Source organism: Vibrio misgurnus (assembly GCF_029635775.1).
Lineage (GTDB): Bacteria > Pseudomonadota > Gammaproteobacteria > Enterobacterales > Vibrionaceae > Vibrio > Vibrio chanodichtyis.
Map to the genome: position 1 here is coordinate 1,299,562 of NZ_CP113241.1, position 19,412 is coordinate 1,318,973.

The following is a 19,412-nucleotide window of genomic DNA, read 5'->3' on the forward strand; positions in this document are numbered from 1 at the left end:
ATGAACAAGATCAATATCGCCTATCACAACTATCGACAATTCTAATTAGTGTTACCGTAAAATAACGTCTAGACTCAAAACGTTAACCAAAGGTTGGTATTTATTCGAATACCCTTCCATTTTACTTTTCGAATCAAACATTCAATAACGCTAAGCAAGGAGCAATAGAATGGATAACCATAAAACGGGTTCAAGCGGTCAATGTCCGGTGATGCATGGCGGCTTAACTTCGGCCAATCAGTCTAATATGGATTGGTGGCCACAAGCGCTCAACTTAGACATTCTTCACCAACACGATAGTAAAACCAATCCACTCGGAGCAGAGTTTAATTACCGTGAAGCACTGAAAACACTGGATGTCACCGCTCTAAAAAACGATCTCAAAGCTTTAATGACCAATAGCCAAGATTGGTGGCCAGCCGACTGGGGACATTATGGTGGCTTAATGATCCGTATGGCTTGGCACTCTGCTGGTACTTACCGTATTGCTGATGGTCGCGGTGGTGCAGGTACTGGTAACCAGCGTTTTGCACCACTCAATTCATGGCCTGATAACGCCAACTTAGATAAAGCACGTCGCTTGCTGTGGCCGATTAAACAGAAATATGGCAATAAAATCAGTTGGGCTGACCTGATGATCCTAGCCGGTAATATGGCTTATGAATCAATGGGGCTAAAAACCTTTGGTTTTGCTTTTGGCCGTGAAGATATTTGGCATCCAGAAAAAGATATTTACTGGGGTTCGGAAACCGAGTGGTTAGCCAAATCTGGTGGTGAAAATAGCCGTTACTCAGGCCAACGTGACTTAGAAAATCCGCTCGCGGCAGTGATGATGGGCTTAATCTACGTTAACCCAGAAGGGGTTGACGGTAATCCAGATCCACTCAAAACTGCGCAAGATATGCGCGTCACTTTTGCTCGTATGGCGATGAATGATGAAGAAACGGTTGCTTTGACTGCCGGTGGCCATACAGTGGGTAAAGCACATGGTAATGGTAAAGCGTCGAACCTAGGGCCCGATCCAGAAGCGGCCGATCTGCATGAGCAAGGTCTAGGTTGGAACAACCATACTAGCCGTGGTGTCGGTCGGAATACGGTCACCAGTGGTATTGAAGGCGCATGGACCACTCACCCAACCCAATGGGATAATGGCTTTTTCCATTTACTGTTGAGCTACGAATGGCAATTAACTAAGAGCCCAGCTGGTGCATGGCAGTGGGAGCCGATCAACATCAAAGAGCAAGATAAACCAGTTGATGTGGAAGATCCGAGCATTCGCCATAATCCAATGATGACCGATGCGGATATGGCTCTGAAAATGGATCCTGAATATCGCAAGATTAGCGAGCGCTTCCATAAGGATCCCGCTTACTTCTCTGACGTATTTGCCCGCGCGTGGTTTAAGCTGACTCACCGTGATATGGGGCCGAAAGCGCGTTACTTTGGTCCGGATGTGCCAGCTGAAGAGCTGATTTGGCAAGATCCCGTCCCTGCAGGTCGTAAAGATTATGATGTGCATGCCGTGAAAGCCCAAATTGCGGCTAGTGGTCTTAGCATCAGTGAAATGGTCAGTACCGCATGGGATAGCGCACGAACTTTCCGCGGTTCAGATAAACGCGGTGGCGCTAACGGTGCACGTATTCGCCTTTCACCACAAAAAGATTGGCAAGGTAATGAGCCTGTACGTCTAAACAAGGTGCTGAATGTACTGGAAAAAATTGCGGCACAATTTTCTATCAGTGTTGCCGATACGATTGTGTTGGCGGGTAACGTTGGGGTAGAACAAGCGGCTAAAGCGGCAGGTGTTAACATCAGCGTACCGTTTGCGCCAGGACGTGGTGATGCTACCCTCGCCCAAACCGATGTCGCCTCATTTGAAGTACTTGAGCCATTGGCAGATGGTTTCCGTAACTGGCAAAAACAACATTATGTGGTCAAACCGGAAGAGATGTTGCTCGATAGAGCACAATTGATGCGTCTCACCGCGCCAGAAATGACCGTGTTGATTGGTGGGATGCGCGTGCTTGGCACCAACTACGCGGGCAGCCTGCATGGCGTATTTACCGATCGCATCGGTACCTTGAGCAACGATTTCTTCGTTAACCTCACCGACATGCAATACACTTGGAAACCAACCGGTCGTAACTCTTACGATATTGTTGAACGTAAAAGTGGTAAAACTAAGTGGACCGCAACACGGGTTGACTTAGTGTTTGGTTCTAACTCGATCCTGCGAGCTTATGCAGAAATGTACGCTCAGGATGACCATCAAGAAAAATTTGTTAAAGACTTTGTCGCCGCTTGGAGCAAAGTAATGAATGCAGATCGCTTCGATCTCGTCTAACGATTTATCTTGATTGACTTAGCCTTGCGCAATACTGCGCAAGGCTATTCTTTAGCTAACTACCCTAACCTTACTTAATTGCTCTCTTATCCCACTACGCAAATTTACTGCGAAAGGCAAAATAAACCGCGCCTACTAGACAGAGTCCTGCCCATAAATAATCGAGTTTTAATGGCTCACGTAAATAGAACACTGAAAATGGGACAAACACCATCAAGGTGATCACTTCTTGCAAAATTTTTAGCTGGCCAACATTCAAAGCCGTATAACCAATTCGATTAGCTGGAACCTGCAGCAGGTATTCAAACAATGCGATGCCCCAACTCACCAGCGCCGCAATAATCCAAGGTTTGTTATTTAACTCTTTAAGATGCGCGTACCACGCAAAAGTCATAAAGACATTGCTGCACACCAGCAACCCAACACTGATCACTAAAGGATTCATGGCTTATTCTGTCCTATTTGGATAATTGATGAAAATCACTGCGTGGTCATCGACCAACCACAAGGTTATGGCGCTTTAGCTGGACGTTGGTCGGAGGCGGATAATTCGATACATGTAGCACACAACCAGCAGATTGATCAGTAGTGCGGTAAAACTCAACCACCCCGGTTCAGCCAACAGCGCATAGATTTCAAACGGTAGATAGATTGCCCCACTGAGCAAAGCAAACCACTCTGTCCACAATAGGCTATGCCACAGGCCATAAGCTTCAATCAAACGGATCATGCCATAAGCTAAAGCGCCAACGACCACCCAATTCAAATTTAAATGTGCAATAAGCCCAGCATCATGCATGACTTTTTCCGGCCAATAACTGGCTGGATTTAAATGTAAATGGATTAACAGCTTTGGCAGCAGTTGCTGCAGACTCTCCACTGCAAAATGATGCAATCCTAACCCTACACCAATAGAAATTAACCCTTTGCTAAATTCTAAAATGGCAACGCCTTTTAAACCTCGGTGTTTTGTCTGCATAGCCCTTTTACCATCGTCGTTTTCACCATACTCGTTGCACGAGTCTATTTCACTAACTGGTAGGTGATCATATAAAGCTGGTTGATATTGGGATAAATCTGTTCAATTAACGATTTCAGTTTAGGTAATTCAATCGCTTCCTGTTCGGCATGAAATTGATTGATATCATCAAATTTCAATGGCTCAACCGCAATGATCTCGATATCGCATACTTTACGATCGGTTTCTAGGGTAAACACTTCAACCCGGCTACCCGGTACGTAATGACTTTCCGCATAATCACGGATGGTAATGGTCTTTTGACCAGAAGCCACTAGCGGGGTCAAAAATTCAAAAAAGGTGATTTTGGTTGGAATTGAGCTTTGATACGCCATTACATTCTCTCAATACTATAAGAAAGTTAGAATTGGCGTTTATGACTGAACATCAGCTATACGTCAAGATAGAATGATCATGACTAAGAGAAAAATTGGGTTATCTCCTTAGTGAGAGAGACAACCAAACATAAAATTCAAAACTGTATCAGGCAAACATGACTGATTGAATCATGCTGCATACTAAGACTTAGCATACTATATTCGTACTATTTTTCACCACCTAATAGCTTTAACGTTTTGGATTGACCATACAATTCTGCAAATTCTTGGAGCGAAAGTCCCGCTTTATTACGTATATCTTCCGAGCATTCTGAGTTATACAACATTCGAGCAATTTGGATCTCACCTTTCAGCAAGGCCCCCATCAATGCCGTATTGCCCCTTTTATCTTGTAAACAAACATTTGCACCAGAATCTAGCAATAACTCGACGGTTGGCATTTGGCCTTGGTATACAGCAACCATTAATGCTGTATAGCTCTCGGAGTTCCTTTGATTAACGGGAAATCCCGCATCAAGAAACTCTTCCACCACCTCATTATTGCCTGTTCTTGCCGCGGCAAAAAATAACTGAATCAAAGTTTGATACTGCTCTTCAATAATAATGGATGTATCATCGGCAAAGCTAAAACATGAAATAAATAATCCTATCAAAATAAATTTTTGCCGCCATTGCATTTATTTTCTCCATAACTGATGAAAATGCCCCACAAGAGCCCTGTTTTTCGGGCAGAAAAGAGCAGACTTATCTCTTGTGGAGCAAAATTTATAGTTGTGATATAACTTTGCTACATTAAGCTTGCTGCTTTTTTCATTACTTGCTGTAAATCGCTATCCGTCGCTCTGGCTAAACGAGAACCGTAGTCTTTGTCTGCATTATAGAAATGACTCACCATAATAATTTTAATGTCATTATCATTAACTTTATTTAAATCTCCAGCCAGATTAGCGATCAAATCTTGCTTGTCTGTTTCACTCAAGCTACGATATAAAACTCCTGCTTGGTAAAAATCACGTGGATTACTAATCCCTTTCTGTTGCACAGTTCCGATTAATTTAGTTTGTACCGCTCGGCTATCATTTGCTTGAGCTAGCGGTAGTTTACGACTTGGTTCATATACCGAATCAACTTGAAGATGCTGGCTTGAGAACCTGAAAATTATCATTAATTCGAGATGTCAAAGAGCCTGCGATCTCTGGAAGAGTCACTGCAAAAAATTGGTCTATTGCCGCCTTGAAGTCCCGTTTTCTTTTGAAGTAAACGTTGTTCCTCGACTTCTCATTCATTACTTTCCATAGCCGCTCGATTGGGTTGAGGTTTGGACTGTAAGGTGGAAGATAATGCAGTTCAATATTCAGGACAAACGCCGCATCTTTGACTAAGTCACTGCGGTGATATCCCGCACCATCCAAGATGATATGAAGCTTATGAGCTAAGGGATAACTCTTTCTTAACTCACAGAAAAAGCGAACAATCGATTCACTGTTAATGCTCTCATAGTTGTGAACAATGGTTGCTCCAATATCCGACAAGTTCAGTGCGCCAATAATGTTCAATCGGCTACGATTACCCGTTGTTTCAATCACTTTATCCTGACCAGTTCGTATCCAGCCATGAGATATTTTTGTTGATAGTGTTGGGTGAACTGCGTCGATAAAGACTATCGATTCATCCTTGCCACAGCTTGCCTTTAACGCTTCATAAGCCTCTATAAATGCTTGCTGTTGTGCTTCATCAAACTTGTGTGGTACGCCTTTCGGTTGCTTGTAGCTAAAACCATTGTGGTGAAGCCATTTATTCATACCAGAAACCGTGTAATCCAGTCCAAATGTCTCTTTAACGTAAGTGACAATTTGATGCGTATGAGAATAGGTTTTCTCAGTCAAATGCTCGATTAGGTGCATGGTTTGAGTAGCAGAAAGCTTGCTTTGGCTTCCGCCATTTTCAGGCTTAAGTTTTTCAGAAAGAACGTAGTCGCTGAGATGACGAGCAACGGTCGATTCATGAATACGAAGAGCTTGTGAAATCATAGTCTGACTCCAGCCTTCAGAAGCCAGCAAAACAGCCTTAATACGGTCGCAAACTCGACTATCACGTTCAATGTCGTGCATTTGTTCGAGTTGCAGTTTCTGTTGAGGAGTCAGTGTAATTTTCATGGTTCGTAGCATGACCCTGATTCTATCGAAAATCAAGCATCTTCAATGATCACGGGTATAGTTAATATCTGAGTTGGTTTGAGAATTATTACTTGCTCCATCTTGATTGTGATTATTAACATTTACTAGTGGTCGATTAATCGGCAATTGAGATAAATTAGCCCCCAAGCGATATAATTGTGTATCTGCATAAGCAAATAAACGACCTTGTAATAAACGATCTTCCGAAGGTTCAATACCAGGAATTAAGTTTGATGGCGCTAATGCTGATTGCTCTGTTTCCAGGAAAAAATTATCTGGCACTCTATTTAAAATCATCGTCCCAACTTTTTTCTCTGGCACTCCTAACCAATCTTTAGTTGCATCTAACCCATTGTAATCCAATTTACTCAATTGCTCTGGAGTCAATACTTTCACGTAGAGATCCCATTTAGGATAATTACCTGCATTAATCTGAGTATAAAGATCGTTTGTTAAATGATTGAAATCTTGTCCTTGCACTCTAACTACATCATCTGGACGTAAGTTTTCAATCCCCTGCTGACTCTTCCATTGGAATTTTACATAATTAACATCACCTTTTTTATTGATCCATTTGTAAGCATGTACGCCAAAACCATCCATCGTTCGATAACTTGTCGGTGTACCTGAATTGCTGTAAACCCAAGTAAGCATATGGGTTGATCCAGGTTCATGGCTGAAGAAATCAAAAAATCGATTTGGATCTTGAACATTAGTGACCGGTGATGGTTTTAATGAATGGACCATGTCTGGGAACTTAATTGAATCACGAATAAAAAATACAGGTAAGTTGTTGCCAACTAAATCCCAGTTCCCCTGCTCTGTATAAAATTTAGTAGCAAAACCACGTGGATCACGCAAAGTTTCCGGAGAGCCTGTTGCATGAATAACGGTAGAAAAACGGACAAATACAGGAGTAACTTTACCTTTGCTAGTAAAAGGCGCAGAAATAGTTAGATCGCTAAAGTCATTTTCAGCAATAAATTCACCATGAGCACCAGTTCCCCTAGCATGCACTACACGCTCAGGTATACGTTCTCTTGCAAAGCGTTGTAATTTTTGAATCAAGTGTACATCTTGCAATAAAACACTACCATTTTCACCTGCGGTAATGGAGTTTTGATTATCACCAACTGGTGCACCATTATCTTGAGTCAGGATAGTCTGTGCCTGTACTGACATGGTGACTAATCCAATTGATATAATTAAAAAGCTTTTTGATATTTGCATGGTTGATCTCCAATGCTACCTAGCATTCTGACCGATAAAGCGGAGAATGTATAAATCAAAAGCTCTTTTCTGCCCAGAAAAAATATACCGTGAAACCTTAAAATAATTTAATGGAAAATAACGATAACACTAATAGAAAAAAACGATTAGAAACAGTCCAATCTAACGCAGGCTGTTTGAATTTACCGAACAATGAACATCTAAACTTACTAAAACTAAACTATGCTTTTATTTTTGATAGGATTCACCCATTTATACTATTAAAACCTAAACCACTAGACCGGCAATCAACTCAAACAACTAGAAGGTGTAAAACCATTTCATTAAACATATAGTGTTAATAAAATTGTCATAACAAACCACTATCTTTTGACACATCTAATACTTAAGTACCAATCAGCAACTATGCAAGTCGAACTCGATGATATCTTGCACCACCAACGTATTACACCGCTATTTCAGCCAATAGTCGATGTAGTACACCATCAGATTTTCGGTTATGAATCTTTGAGTCGAGGGCCACAACACAGTTCACTGTATGGTGCTGGACCACTGTTTGCAGCCGCTACCCAACATCAGCGTTTAGCAGAGCTTGAGCAACTCTGTGTGCAAAAAGCGCTGGCGGCATGGTCAACCTTTGAGCTTGAGGCGCAGTTATTCATCAATCTCAGTCCCAATATGTTGTTGGATACACAGCAAGAGCAATGGCAACTGTCGCAGTTAATGCAACGCCATCATTTATCGCCTCATCAGATCGTGTTTGAAATTTCCGAACGAACTCCGGTAGTGCAATTCAGCGCGCTGAAACAATCAATTCAGCATCTGCAAGCACAGGGATTTTCCATTGCACTCGATGATATGGGTTCTGGTTATTCAGGACTTAAACTTTGGTCTGAGTTGCAACCTGATTTTATCAAAATCGATCGCTACTTTATCCATAACATAGACACGAACCCAATCAAATTAAAGTTTGTACATAGCTTGGTTACGCTGGCACAACAGCTAGAGTGTCAACTAGTTGCTGAAGGTGTGGAAACTTATTCAGAGTTACAAGCCTGTATGGATGTGGGAGTTGAATTAATACAAGGTTTTTTCTTTGCACAACCACAAGCGATTCCACTCTCAATATCTCAGCAGCAACTTGCTTGCAAAATCGCGCCGAATGTTAACCATCATGCACCAAGCGTTGAACAGCCTCCTTTGCGTCAGCTTGCTCAAGGGTTTCGTTAAGCTTATGGAAACCGTTAACCGTTGGAAAATAGCGCTGCGCTCGATAAAGGGAGAATTGATCATCATCGGTATGATCATGGTCAGCATCGTGTTGATTAATACGCCCAAACTATTGTTTGAAGATAAGATCCGCACCTATGAAAAAGAGCAATTACTGCTGACTGTGGCTTTGCAACAAGCTCGGATTGATTACGCAAGCCTGATGTTAGAACATCTACAACTCAACGCCCCCACCGCCAGCCAGCAAGAGTTTATCGAACAATATCATGGCAATTTGTGTGTGATCGGCGCGACTGTCGCAGCAAAATGTCCACCCAGTATTATTAATGCCGTGCACAATGCTGCCTCAAATATGGAATTACCACCCGAGTCCAAGGTCAAAGTCGCTTTTGCAGAAGGCTCAACCCTATTTTTTAAACCCTATCACCAACAGATCCAAGTCTTGTGGTTTAACCATGCTTCATTTTGGCCGGCACCACAAAACAATATCAGCTTAGTCTTGGTTAGGGGCAATCGAGTCCAATTTCTTGATAACCCGATTACTCACTATAAACCTCTGCTCAACTACACCATTTTGAGTCATCGTAATAATTACGGTACGATTCAATTTGAAAATACCGAGATGAGCTTCTTACGTTGGAATATTAATAATCACCAACTGATCAGCGTATTTAGCGATAATGTTAGCCTATTCCATCTAATTTATTGGGTAATGTCTTTCTGCTTAACCATATTATTAGTATTAGCTTGGGTATTAACACGAATTAATTTGCAAAAATTAACGGCTCAGCGACGCGTTTATCTGGATAACTTAACTCGGCTACATAACCGCCATTATCTGAGTAAAATTAGTCACAAGTTTATTGAAGACCCACGCTCAGTGGCCGCGATGATTGATATTGATCACTTCAAAAAAATTAACGATAAATACGGCCATATCACTGGCGATCGGATCTTACAATCCGTCGCGGTCTGCCTACGTAAAAATGTCCGCGACACAGATGTGATCATTCGCTTTGGTGGCGAAGAGTTTTTAGTACTGTTTCAAGCCTCTTCCGTTAATGAAGCTTGGCACACCTTAGATAGGTTACGCCAACGAGTGAAAGACGATCACCAACTGTACGACACCAGTATTTCCATCGGCTTTAGCGCCATCAACGGTAGCTTATCCGCCGCCATTGCGCGCGCCGATAGCGCGCTTTATCAAGCCAAACAAGCTGGGCGTAACCAAGTCATTCATGCTCAGGAGCATGTCGCCGATTCAGCGAATGACTATTCGGTATCCTGCTAAACCCAAAGCTCGACCTCATCCAACATGAGAATTAAGAATTAAACGCATAATCATCAAGCTGAATCGTCGGCGCGCGCAACGCATTTAACGCGCCCAAGAAAGCCAAAATAGCAGCTACCGCAAAACCAATCTGAAAAGCCTGCAAAACTTCCTGTGCTGGCAAAGCCGCAATGGCTTGTAAATCACTGTGTGGCGACAACGCTGGCAGCAATGAATAAATCAATGTGCCGAAAAATGCGGTCCCAACCGATGCACCCAACGAACGGCTGAGTGATGCCATCGCGGTAATGCGTCCCAAATTAGCTTTACCCGCCAAGGTTTGGATCAATACTTGCGTTGAGGGCATCACCGTGCCTAATCCTAAGCCGCATAAGGCGGCGATCACACTCACAACGGGAGCCGACAAGGTAAACAATGCCAGTATCGCAAACGCAGCACTGCTTAAACTCATCCCAAACACGGGCAGAAATTTCGGGATCCCTGTTTTGGCAATCACTTTACCGGTAATGTAAGCCCCGACAATAATGCCACATGACAGTGGAATGAGCAGTAACCCCGATTGCGCCGCGTTCACACCTAAACCTAATTGCAAAAAAATCGGTAAAAAGAAGATCAACGCAAACAAGCAGGCTGCGAAAATAAAGGTTGAAAGCAGAGGAATATGAATTTCGCGGCGCGCTAACAAATGAAGTGGCAGAAATGATGCAGGAACGCGTTGTTGCTGCCACACCAACAGCAAGGCGGTGCCAGCAAATAGCCCAATTAATGTCAGACTGGTGCTCGATAGCCACGCAAAATAGTGTCCACCGGCCGAAAGCCAGTAGATGATCAACGTCATCATGCTAGGAAACAGGATCAACCCAAAGATATCAATGGACGCGGCAGATTTCGGTGAGCTTTGCTGCAATGGAAACCGCGCTAAGCGATACAAAGCGAAAGCGACTAACGGTAGATTAAACCAAAACAGCCATTGCCAAGAAAGATAAGTGACGATCCCACCACCTAGCACCGGCCCACCAATACTGGCAATCGCAAACAAAGAAGAAAAATAGCCTTGAAAACGAGCCCGCTCACGGGGAGGTACTAATTCACCAATCAGTGCTTGCGACAAGCTCATCAAACCACCACTGCCGAGCCCCTGTACAATGCGTCCCGCCACCAACCATTGCATACTGGCGGCAAAGGCACAGATCACCGAACCTAAAGCGAAAATAACCAGCGCAATCATCAACATCGGCTTACGGCCATACTGATCACCTAACCAGCCATAAATCGGTACACTTGCAGCACTAGCCAGCATGTAGCCAATCACAATCCAAGACGAGAGCTGTAGATTGCCAAGCTCGCCGACGATAGTCGGTGTCGCAGTCGCCAGTAGAGTTTGATCCACTGCAGCCAAAAACATTGGCAAAAACACCGTAAAAAAAATACCTAGAAAGGTTTTTCTATCCACTGGCTGTGACATACATTCTCCATTTAAGTCCTAATTCTGGCTCGTGATCGCATCTCAAAATAAGCAACAAATCATCACCCTATCCATTTCGCGTCACAGCTTACTCTTTAACTTTGCGCAACTAAACTAAAAAACACAACCAACCTAACGCTTTTCTGGCCTAGCACTAATTTGAGGTTAGAGCGATAATCCCGGCTTTCACGAGTGTAAGCCTCGAAGATAATCAACAGAAGTAGAATCACAGCAATGGCAAGTACATCGTCAGCGGTCATTATTGGACTGCATAACCCAAAAAGCCCAACCAATGTTGGCGCAGTCATGCGTGCGGCGGGCTGTTATAACGCGACTCAGGTGCGTTATAACGGTACTCGTTATAACCGCGCGGCAAAGTTTCAAACCGATACCCAGAATATCCATCAGCGAATTGAATTAGTCGAGATGGACTCGCTCACCGCAGGGCTTGATCACAAGGTAGAAATCGTATGTGTGGAATTGGTGGTTGGGGCGACTGCGCTACCGGATTTTGTTCACCCAGCGCAAGCGCTCTATCTTTTTGGCCCAGAGGATGGTTCATTACCGCAAGAGCTGGTCGATCAAGCCCAGCATGTGGTTTACGTGCCGACACACGGTTGTATGAACCTCGCCGCCACCGTTAATGTCGTGCTGTATGACCGTTTAGCGAAAACCTTAGGCCCGATAGATGATCAGCAGCAAGTGCTCGCCAATCGCGATAACAAAAATCGCTTAAAAGTAAAATCTGGCATATAAACCTTGCCGATAAAAAGTAGAGGGATAAATAGCAAAAGGGCCGTTAGGCCCTTTTAGTATGGAGATAGCATGCCTCTCGTCACTCAATTTTGGCTTGAGAGGTGAAGTACTGCTCATCGGTCACTTTTTCTTTCCAGATAACATTGTTACCCGCAGCTGAAGCGGTCACCACGAGGTGGGTCATCGCCGCATCTGGAGTGGCACCATGCCAATGATCAATCTCTGGTGGACACCAAACGCTCTCGCCGCGGTGAAAGTGAATGATTTTGCCATCGCGAGTTCCGGTTAATGCTTCACCTTGGGTAACAATCATATGCTGACCCGCCGGATGGCTGTGCCAAGCGGTTCTTGCCCCCGCTTGAAAGGTGACATAGGCAGCACTGTACTTAGCGACATCATTTTCTGGAAACAACATCTGTACGTTAACACGACCGGTAAAGAGATTTTCCGCTCCGTCAAATGAGGGTAAATCTGCGGCGCGATAAACCTGCTGACCACTGGCCGCGTCATCTGCGGCTTCAACCGAATGCAGCGCAACACTTCCGGCGACACTGGCGGCGAGTAACATCAGTGATGTGTTATTTTTCATAAGCTTAACTCCTAATAAAATGGCATAATGCCAATCCACCCACCTTGGATTACGGTTGGCTATGCAGAACTTGATCCAGTACTTGCTGAGCATTGGCAGCAATCGATGCGCCGCACTCATGGTGTAAAATTTGAATAAATTGCTTAAGTTCAGCCACCGAGATCTGATTATGCAGACTGATGTTGTAATGCGCGGCTAATTGGCTGTTTACACCACTGATGTTGGCTAACATGGCAATCGTCGCCAATTCACGCTGACGCCAGCTCAGCACATCGCGCGCAAAAATGTCACCAAATAAATGAGCTTTGAGGTATTGATCAATTTGCGGGGCAAAATCAAACAGTGCTCCAGTCACTGGCATGCCGACTAATTGCGTTTGATTGGCGGTTCCCAGTTGCAAAGCGGTTTTGTCGCTGGGTAACGGAGAGGACGATGCGCCCTGCACATCGTCAATCCCTTGCTGTTTACGCTCTTCTAGCACACCCATCAACGCAGCCAAACCATTCAAACTGCGCGGAAAGCCTGCATAAGCATACAATTGAACGAGTATCTCTTTTAGCTGATTGACGGTTAATCCAGCATCCAAGCCACGGTTAAGACTCACTTTTAAGCGCTCAATATCACCACTGGCAGCAAAAGCCGCGACCGGAATAATCGCGCGATCGGGCTGGCTTAATATTTCAGAGGCCAAACTGATCTTGGCACTGCCAAGTGCCGCCATGACCAATATCCCTATTGAAAACGGTTTTAAATAAGCCTTTAAGTTCAACATTCGAATTACCTTCGCTCAGTGAATAATATTTAAATTGGATCCATTGATTTACTTTACTCTGAACGTTGGCTATTTCGTTTGCCTATAATTTTCTATTTATTGCCTATTACTCCACGATAAGCGTTGATTCACACTGACTACGACTCTATGCATGGGATTGTGTTTTATAGGGTGAAAAATTACACTGGTTCATCCTTTACGTCACATATGGAGTGGTGATGACCGGTTCCGTTTCCATGGATCAAGCTCTTGCAACGTTTGCTCAACACATCAAAAAATGGACTCATAACACTCATCAATTTGAGAGTGCCATTCCAGGGGTACATTTGACCCACTGGAGAACACCCACCTCGCCAACCAGTTACACACATAAATCGAGTATTTGTTTGATTGCACAAGGCAAAAAGCGGGTATTACTCGGCGAAGAGAGTTTTGTATATGATGCAAACCACTTTTTGATCTCTTCCGTCGATTTGCCAATTATTGCCAATATTATCGAAGCCAGTGCCGAGCAACCTTACCTTGGTCTGATAATGGAGCTCGACTTGACTGAGCTTGCTCAATTGATCACCGATAGCCAGTTGGCATGGAATCCCCACCAAGCGGCGCAGAAAGGGATCGCGGTGGGGGAACTTTCCGAGCCATTATTAAACGCTTTTATTCGTTTGCTGGAATTACAAGAGGATCCGGCGAGTATTACGATCCTCGCCCCCGTGATTAAGCGTGAGATTTTCTACCGTTTGCTGGCCTCTGAACAAGGCGCGCGTTTACAGCAAATTGTGACGGCGGGTAGCCACAGCCATCAAATTGCTAAAGCGATCGATTGGTTAAAAAATAATTTTGTACAACCACTGAGTGTCAGCGAGTTAGCTTCCTCTACAGGAATGAGTAAATCGGCGTTTTATACCCATTTTCGTAACATGACCTCAATGACACCGCTGCAATTTCAAAAAAAGCTGCGCTTGAGTGAGGCGCGTCGCTTAATGCTGACGGAAAATCTGGATGCGTTGGCGACCACCTTTCGGGTCGGTTATGAAAGCCCATCGCAATTTAGCCGCGAATACAGCCGCCTGTTTGGTGCACCACCATTGAAAGATATTAAAGCGCTACGCGAAACGGATCTGGCTTAGTGATCTCGGCGTAATGACAGTCAAATCATGCCAGTTGACGCCAAGTGATGAAGATGCCATCGAACAAGGGAACAGAATAAGGAAATAGAAGAAGGGAATGGCCAAAATAGCGACGGCGAACAGACGCTATTTTGGCCTTTTCAATCACATGATTAATGAATGCTAATTCGATCTATTTTTAGCGGATCAGTTTCTGGCTTCGGATACTTCAATGCTTGCACTCGTTTTATCCCCGCATCGCTCACTCCACCTTCATAGTAGGGATTAGGATCGCCTGGGTATACAAACGCTCGGCTACCCGGATTCCAAGCTTGGAAAAACTCGCTTAAATCGGTTTGCGTTGCGTAAGAGGCGCACAACATCAACTGATCACTTTTACCTAACCCAGTTGGCTGACATAAATTTTCACCTTTTAGGTTGATTGCGTCATCTTGCTTATTCCGAGTCAAGCGATGCATCAGCTTAAATAAGTTCCAACCTTTCACCCCATCTCGCGCCGAGTAATAACTCGGTAGCTCATCGGCATACCAGTCGGTGATCTGAAAGTGCTCTTCTGCCCACTCCTTCAGTTGAGCAAACATCACTAAGCGCTCCCCTGCACCACCGGCAGCCCACGCATGGCCTTGTTCTCGTTGCACAAATTCTGGCGCAATTTGAATATCCTGCTCAACACGCGCCATTTTACCTAAATGGCGATCTTGCATATACAGCGCTAATAAGTTGTTAACCACCTCGGTCGCCCCTTCAACATTAAACGGGGCTTCTGCGGCGTTGTGCCCCACTTCATGCCACAGTAACCAACTGCTGAGTGGGTTGGTATTCAGTTTATTACTCGCAGCATTAAAGCTGGCATTCATCACCGGATAACCCGAGTGCGCCGCACCAATGCTAATCGCAATATCATTGACAAAATGGTGACGGTTATTCGGATTGCTGACACTGGTCGCTTGGCGATTCAGCTTCCCATCAATCCCTTCATCACGGGCGTAAAAATCGTTAAGATCTAAGGCAAACTGATCCAGATCTTGCGCAAATTGCGCAATGCCGCCTTCATAGCCATTGGCCTGCAAATTGGCTTTCGGTGCGGTAAAGATAAAGCTGTCTGACACCACTTCACCGATCGGGGCCGGCGCATTAAGTCCATTAATCCACTGCCCAGCTTGATATAACGGCGCATCAATCGTATCCGTGAAAGTCAGTGAAACTTGCTCGCTGTCACCACCTTGGGCATAAATCAAACCACCATAAGGAACCGTAAAACTCTGGCTACTGTTTTGCCCACCACCAATCACGAAAGATTTGGTCATGCGTGGTGGACGTTGCAGGCCCAGCTCATGTTTTTCACGCCCAGTCAGATCATCGGCTAGCGCAATCGTGATAGTCACGGGCTTGCTTTCGCCAGTTACGCTGACCTGAAAGGGTTGCTGAGCCACCGCCCATTGCCCCGTCGGCTGACGATTACCGGCAAACCAAGCGGTAGTTTGGTTGCGCATATCAAGCTGCACCGTTTTGCCATTCGACCCTTTGGCTTCACCGGGAAATTGACGTACATCGACTTTCACATCCAGATCCCAGAACGAGCGGCCGAGCATTAAACGCGTCAGAGGCTTTTCCATGTAGTTGAGCGGATAGCTCGGGTTCATTTGCCCAGCATACTCACCCTCGTCACTGCCATACACCATCTGCAGCTCCGTTAACTGCAATTGCAGATCCTCAGGGCAGACCGTATTACCGCCAGCAGCATTGCGGGTATAGCAGTTAAGAAACTCGGTAAAACGTTTAAAACCCAACTCATCGTCATAAGTAGATTCATAGCGATAATCGAGATCATTCCACAGCCATACCGTCATATTTTGATAGATGCGGTTGAGATCGACACTGCTTAAGCGCTCCCCCTGCTTACCTTTGGTACGGAAATAACGTTCATGCTGATACAGCGCTTCAATATTGGTGCCTAAGTTGGCCGCTTTAATCATCGCTTGGGCTTCATCGTTACCCAATTTGAGTTCGGTATAACGCGGGCGATACATTGACCCAGTCACGGGAATGCCGTTACCGGGACGATATTCCAAACAGTTAACTTCGTAATTGAACTGATCATCGCGACACTCTTGATACGCCAAACCCGTGGAGGTAGGAAACGCATTCAGAATGCGCTGCTTAGCCGCCGCTAAACTGGCCTGATTGACCACTTGTGAGCCATTTTCATCGATATGCCAATGATCAGCTTCATCAATAAAAGCGACCTGTCGACTTGCATTGCCGTCAGCATCCCTTTCCGTCCAAGTCGCCATTTCAAGGGTCGGTTTATCGTCCGGTTTGTTATTGGTGATGAAATGCCATTCAACACTACCGTCCTCGTTAATCGTGTAAGGTAGCATCGGTCCATTATCCCCATCCACCGCCGCATAACGCTCCAATACCCAGATGCCATGTTCACGTTGGTTGCGCACTCGATCAGGATAGCCGGCACTTGGGCCATTGCCATCGGCAACCACACTTGACCCCATACCAAAAGCAATCCCTGCACTATCAAGCAAACGATCAATCTCGCCCACGCTAGTACGATTCACCACGGTTTCCATCATTAAGACATTTCCGCCCCGAGTCACGTAGTCAATCAAGTCGCTAACGTCTTGTTGGCTCAGTTTAGGACGGCTGAGATCAGCGCTCAGCGGTAGATCATAAGCACCCATTGCAGTATGGCCGCGATATTCGTACGCGTTGATGATCACCACTGGCATGGTTACTGGATCTAAATGAGTAAAATCAGTGAGCTGGACAGTCTCCGCCGCAAAGCGCGAGTCGACGATAAATGGAGCAGAGCTACCCATGACTTGACCAGCACGCTTAAAATAAACCGACGGTATATTAGTGCCGATGGTAATTGATGAACACATGCGAGTTTCACTTGATGCTGCATTTTCCGTTAAATAACGCAGCACATTAGTGAAGAAATTGGCCATATCATCGCTGTCACTACTCGCAGTACACTGGCCTTGCTGATCAACACTCCCACCCCAACTAAAACCATTAGGGCAAACTAAGATACTGTTATACCGCGCATTGCCGAGCACCATCACTTTACCGAGGCCAAGCTCACCAAGACTGATAAACGGCAAGTTAAAGGTAGCCGTTTCGGCGGAAACCTTTTCCGGCTCGACTTGGGAAGGCGCTTCGGTAATAAAGGCTAGACCTTGAGCATCCCACGCTTTGGGTTTACCAAAATCAATCCAATAGTTATTGTCATTGCGTGCCATCAGCACTGGAAAGGCCGTGTTGGCAATATTGACTGCCGCTTGTGCGCGCGCAGAGCCCGTACTGCCGTAAAAATTGGTGCTGTCATGGAACACATGGAAACGTTCAACTTTTTTCCAGCCCTCGAGTAAAACGGCACTGGTGCTACCCCAAAGTTTTTGAATATCGGCTTGAATACGGCTGGCTTCTTGATCAACAGCCGATCTGGGCATCGTCAGTGCTCTCGTTTGGTCATAGCTGGCCGACTTTAAGGCTTGATCAATCTCTGCGGCAATCCCGTGTGAAAATTGCTGAGCAAATTCACCCGGCACAATTTGGGTTTGCTCAGCACCGATCTTTAATTCCACGTCCTCATTGCTCAGCGAGAGCGAAATAGCCTCATTCACCACATTCGGGTACTGGGCAAAAACTTGAATAACTCTATCACTAATCAACACGGTATCTTGGGTTTGCTCAGCATAACGCAGCACCAGCGCCTGTGCATTCTTACCCGCATTCTCACTGCCCAGTTCCGTCAATTGAAATGTGGTTTTGTTGCCACGCAAATTACCAAGCTCAAAAGTATCGATGGCAAAGCTGATCGTATCTCCCCACGAGAACTCAAAACCGCCATCTTCCATCGCACGACCAGATTGAGAGACGCCAGTGACACCACGGCTATTATTACTAAAGTACGCAATGCCATTCACCGCACGACCAGCACTATCGAGTAGCCGACCTTGGCTCAAAATCACTTCCGTCGGTTGATACTGTAAACTCTCTTCTGCATTGGCGGAGACAAAACTGCTGTTTAAATCATTCGAGGTTCCAGTGGTTACCGAAGGGGTAATATCAGGCACATGGGTTGATGGCTGCTTATCAACTTGGTTATCGTTGCTGACTTTTTCAACAATCAGTTGCTGAAAATCAGCACTTGGCATATCTAAATGCTGAAGATAATTTTTAAAAGTTAATGCATCTCTGGATGAAGCAAAATTAAGCTCAATAGTTTTGCCCTGCACATTACCCATATTATTGATCAAGGTTTGGAGATTACTCTGGCGCAGTGCGGAATCTTTATATTCATCGGCATTGGTCAATTTCAACAATTCAAAGGAAGTCGCACGCTGATTAACATGCGTAGATGCACTCTGCTCACCCATAAAAGGCGTAGTAAAGGTAGCAAGAGTGTCTCCCTCAACAGTACAAATAATGCTGCTTTTTTGTTCCACCACAAATTGATTGGCCGGCAAATCATTACACAATACCGATCCACCAAACATTAGATTGCCATCTAAAGAGAGCTGAGCGGCGATAATCGGATCATCAACCCCAATATCCGGTAATTCGCCACCACCCACACTAGGATTTTCATTACCATCAATTTGCGGAATCTCCGGCTCGACGAATTCATGATTACAGCCCGCCAGAGCAAACAAGACCATAATCGAAATCAATTTCTTTTTTGTATTTATCATTTTAATTTATTATTTCTTAGCGAAAACACTAAGTGAAATAGTCATTTTTTAAATATTTCATGTCAACGTAAAAGCACGTAAGAATTACCCTACAGACGACGTATGTTTAGTAACTAAAGTGGCAGCATGAAATCAAATCATTAATGCTAATAATGGGAATATGGTGATTTTTAATAACAAAATAAAATATCACTCCTCACACAATAATAAAAACAAATCACATATCACTCATAAGCAGTACAAGTAATTGGTTATTGGAGCGTACTGTAGCCCATTGCCAATTGGGATTGTTGTGTTGAGTTGATGTAGTGCAGGAGTAAGCAAGGTGAGAAAAACGAAGATGAGCGTAAACGCCAG

14 protein-coding genes and 2 pseudogenes are annotated in these 19,412 nt (G+C 44.7%); 5 read left to right on the top strand and 11 right to left on the bottom strand.

What is annotated here, in order from left to right; translation table 11 throughout:
- Positions 1-169: 169 nt before the first annotated feature.
- Entirely contained in the window at positions 170-2,344 is a 2,175-nt protein-coding gene (katG, locus tag OOK74_RS06140) for a catalase/peroxidase HPI (protein ID WP_274721533.1), read from the top strand.
- A gap of 94 nt (positions 2,345-2,438) precedes the next feature.
- On the opposite strand, the gene OOK74_RS06145 is transcribed toward katG, so the two are convergent.
- The 7 genes and pseudogenes from OOK74_RS06145 to katE1 form a co-directional block, all read right to left on the bottom strand.
- Complete coding sequence (locus tag OOK74_RS06145; RefSeq protein ID WP_274721532.1) at positions 2,439-2,789, bottom strand: DMT family protein; 351 nt, start codon at positions 2,787-2,789, stop codon at positions 2,439-2,441.
- Positions 2,790-2,864: 75 nt separating this feature from the next.
- Positions 2,865-3,323: a DUF2127 domain-containing protein gene (locus OOK74_RS06150; RefSeq protein ID WP_278182438.1), complete on the bottom strand. Its 459-nt coding sequence runs from the start codon at positions 3,321-3,323 to the stop codon at positions 2,865-2,867.
- A 44-nt stretch (positions 3,324-3,367) separates the two neighbouring features.
- A complete protein-coding gene (gene yqfB, locus OOK74_RS06155) occupies positions 3,368-3,697 on the bottom strand; it encodes a N(4)-acetylcytidine aminohydrolase (RefSeq protein ID WP_274721530.1) in 330 nt (109 codons plus the stop codon).
- Positions 3,698-3,906: 209 nt separating this feature from the next.
- Positions 3,907-4,377 (bottom strand): ankyrin repeat domain-containing protein, encoded by a 471-nt coding sequence (locus tag OOK74_RS06160; protein WP_274721529.1) that lies wholly within the window; start codon positions 4,375-4,377, stop codon positions 3,907-3,909.
- Between the two features lie 110 nt (positions 4,378-4,487).
- Positions 4,488-4,826: pseudogene (locus OOK74_RS06165) on the bottom strand (catalase-related domain-containing protein); the annotation flags it as partial.
- Positions 4,825-5,856, bottom strand: coding sequence for an IS630 family transposase (locus OOK74_RS06170; RefSeq protein WP_001927356.1), 1,032 nt, complete (start codon positions 5,854-5,856; stop codon positions 4,825-4,827). The pseudogene OOK74_RS06165 and the gene OOK74_RS06170, both read right to left, overlap by 2 nt.
- 57 nt (positions 5,857-5,913) lie before the next feature.
- Positions 5,914-7,107, bottom strand: a pseudogene (gene katE1, locus OOK74_RS06175) (catalase KatE1); the annotation flags it as partial.
- A gap of 405 nt (positions 7,108-7,512) precedes the next feature.
- On the opposite strand from katE1, the gene OOK74_RS06180 reads away from it, so the two are divergent.
- Complete coding sequence (locus tag OOK74_RS06180) at positions 7,513-8,337, top strand: EAL domain-containing protein (RefSeq protein WP_319946296.1); 825 nt, start codon at positions 7,513-7,515, stop codon at positions 8,335-8,337.
- A gap of 70 nt (positions 8,338-8,407) precedes the next feature.
- On the top strand, positions 8,408-9,628 hold the full coding sequence (locus OOK74_RS06185) for a GGDEF domain-containing protein (protein WP_274721560.1): 1,221 nt from the start codon (positions 8,408-8,410) through the stop codon (positions 9,626-9,628).
- Positions 9,629-9,659: 31 nt separating this feature from the next.
- On the opposite strand, the gene OOK74_RS06190 is transcribed toward OOK74_RS06185, so the two are convergent.
- Positions 9,660-11,093: an MDR family MFS transporter gene (locus tag OOK74_RS06190; protein ID WP_274721527.1), complete on the bottom strand. Its 1,434-nt coding sequence runs from the start codon at positions 11,091-11,093 to the stop codon at positions 9,660-9,662.
- Positions 11,094-11,327: 234 nt separating this feature from the next.
- Here OOK74_RS06190 and OOK74_RS06195 point away from each other — a divergent pair, with 234 nt between their 5' ends.
- On the top strand, positions 11,328-11,849 hold the full coding sequence (locus OOK74_RS06195) for an RNA methyltransferase (protein ID WP_274721526.1): 522 nt from the start codon (positions 11,328-11,330) through the stop codon (positions 11,847-11,849).
- 79 nt (positions 11,850-11,928) lie between these two features.
- Here OOK74_RS06195 and OOK74_RS06200 read toward each other — a convergent pair whose 3' ends face one another.
- Entirely contained in the window at positions 11,929-12,438 is a 510-nt protein-coding gene (locus OOK74_RS06200) for a (R)-mandelonitrile lyase (protein WP_274721525.1), read from the bottom strand.
- Between the two features lie 49 nt (positions 12,439-12,487).
- Positions 12,488-13,210 (bottom strand): carboxymuconolactone decarboxylase family protein, encoded by a 723-nt coding sequence (locus OOK74_RS06205; protein WP_406707933.1) that lies wholly within the window; start codon positions 13,208-13,210, stop codon positions 12,488-12,490.
- A gap of 218 nt (positions 13,211-13,428) precedes the next feature.
- Here OOK74_RS06205 and OOK74_RS06210 point away from each other — a divergent pair, with 218 nt between their 5' ends.
- Positions 13,429-14,340 carry an AraC family transcriptional regulator gene (locus OOK74_RS06210; RefSeq protein ID WP_274721524.1) on the top strand — a complete coding sequence of 304 codons (912 nt, stop codon included), beginning with the start codon at positions 13,429-13,431 and terminating at the stop codon, positions 14,338-14,340.
- A gap of 152 nt (positions 14,341-14,492) precedes the next feature.
- Here the strand turns inward: OOK74_RS06210 and OOK74_RS06215 are convergent, their stop codons facing one another.
- A complete protein-coding gene (locus tag OOK74_RS06215; protein ID WP_278182439.1) occupies positions 14,493-19,055 on the bottom strand; it encodes an SslE/AcfD family lipoprotein zinc metalloprotease in 4,563 nt (1,520 codons plus the stop codon).
- Positions 19,056-19,412: the final 357 nt, after the last annotated feature.

Bases quoted from the DNA above. Each gene is read 5' to 3' on its own strand.
- katG (WP_274721533.1), top strand. From the start codon at position 170: ATGGATAACCATAAAACGGGTTCAAGCGGTCAATGTCCGGTGATGCAT.
- OOK74_RS06145 (WP_274721532.1), bottom strand. From the start codon at position 2,789: ATGAATCCTTTAGTGATCAGTGTTGGGTTGCTGGTGTGCAGCAATGTC.
- OOK74_RS06150 (WP_278182438.1), bottom strand. From the start codon at position 3,323: ATGCAGACAAAACACCGAGGTTTAAAAGGCGTTGCCATTTTAGAATTT.
- yqfB (WP_274721530.1), bottom strand. From the start codon at position 3,697: ATGGCGTATCAAAGCTCAATTCCAACCAAAATCACCTTTTTTGAATTT.
- OOK74_RS06160 (WP_274721529.1), bottom strand. From the start codon at position 4,377: ATGCAATGGCGGCAAAAATTTATTTTGATAGGATTATTTATTTCATGT.
- OOK74_RS06170 (WP_001927356.1), bottom strand. From the start codon at position 5,856: ATGAAAATTACACTGACTCCTCAACAGAAACTGCAACTCGAACAAATG.
- OOK74_RS06180 (WP_319946296.1), top strand. From the start codon at position 7,513: ATGCAAGTCGAACTCGATGATATCTTGCACCACCAACGTATTACACCG.
- OOK74_RS06185 (WP_274721560.1), top strand. From the start codon at position 8,408: ATGATCATGGTCAGCATCGTGTTGATTAATACGCCCAAACTATTGTTT.
- OOK74_RS06190 (WP_274721527.1), bottom strand. From the start codon at position 11,093: ATGTCACAGCCAGTGGATAGAAAAACCTTTCTAGGTATTTTTTTTACG.
- OOK74_RS06195 (WP_274721526.1), top strand. From the start codon at position 11,328: ATGGCAAGTACATCGTCAGCGGTCATTATTGGACTGCATAACCCAAAA.
- OOK74_RS06200 (WP_274721525.1), bottom strand. From the start codon at position 12,438: ATGAAAAATAACACATCACTGATGTTACTCGCCGCCAGTGTCGCCGGA.
- OOK74_RS06205 (WP_406707933.1), bottom strand. From the start codon at position 13,210: ATGTTGAACTTAAAGGCTTATTTAAAACCGTTTTCAATAGGGATATTG.
- OOK74_RS06210 (WP_274721524.1), top strand. From the start codon at position 13,429: ATGACCGGTTCCGTTTCCATGGATCAAGCTCTTGCAACGTTTGCTCAA.
- OOK74_RS06215 (WP_278182439.1), bottom strand. From the start codon at position 19,055: ATGATAAATACAAAAAAGAAATTGATTTCGATTATGGTCTTGTTTGCT.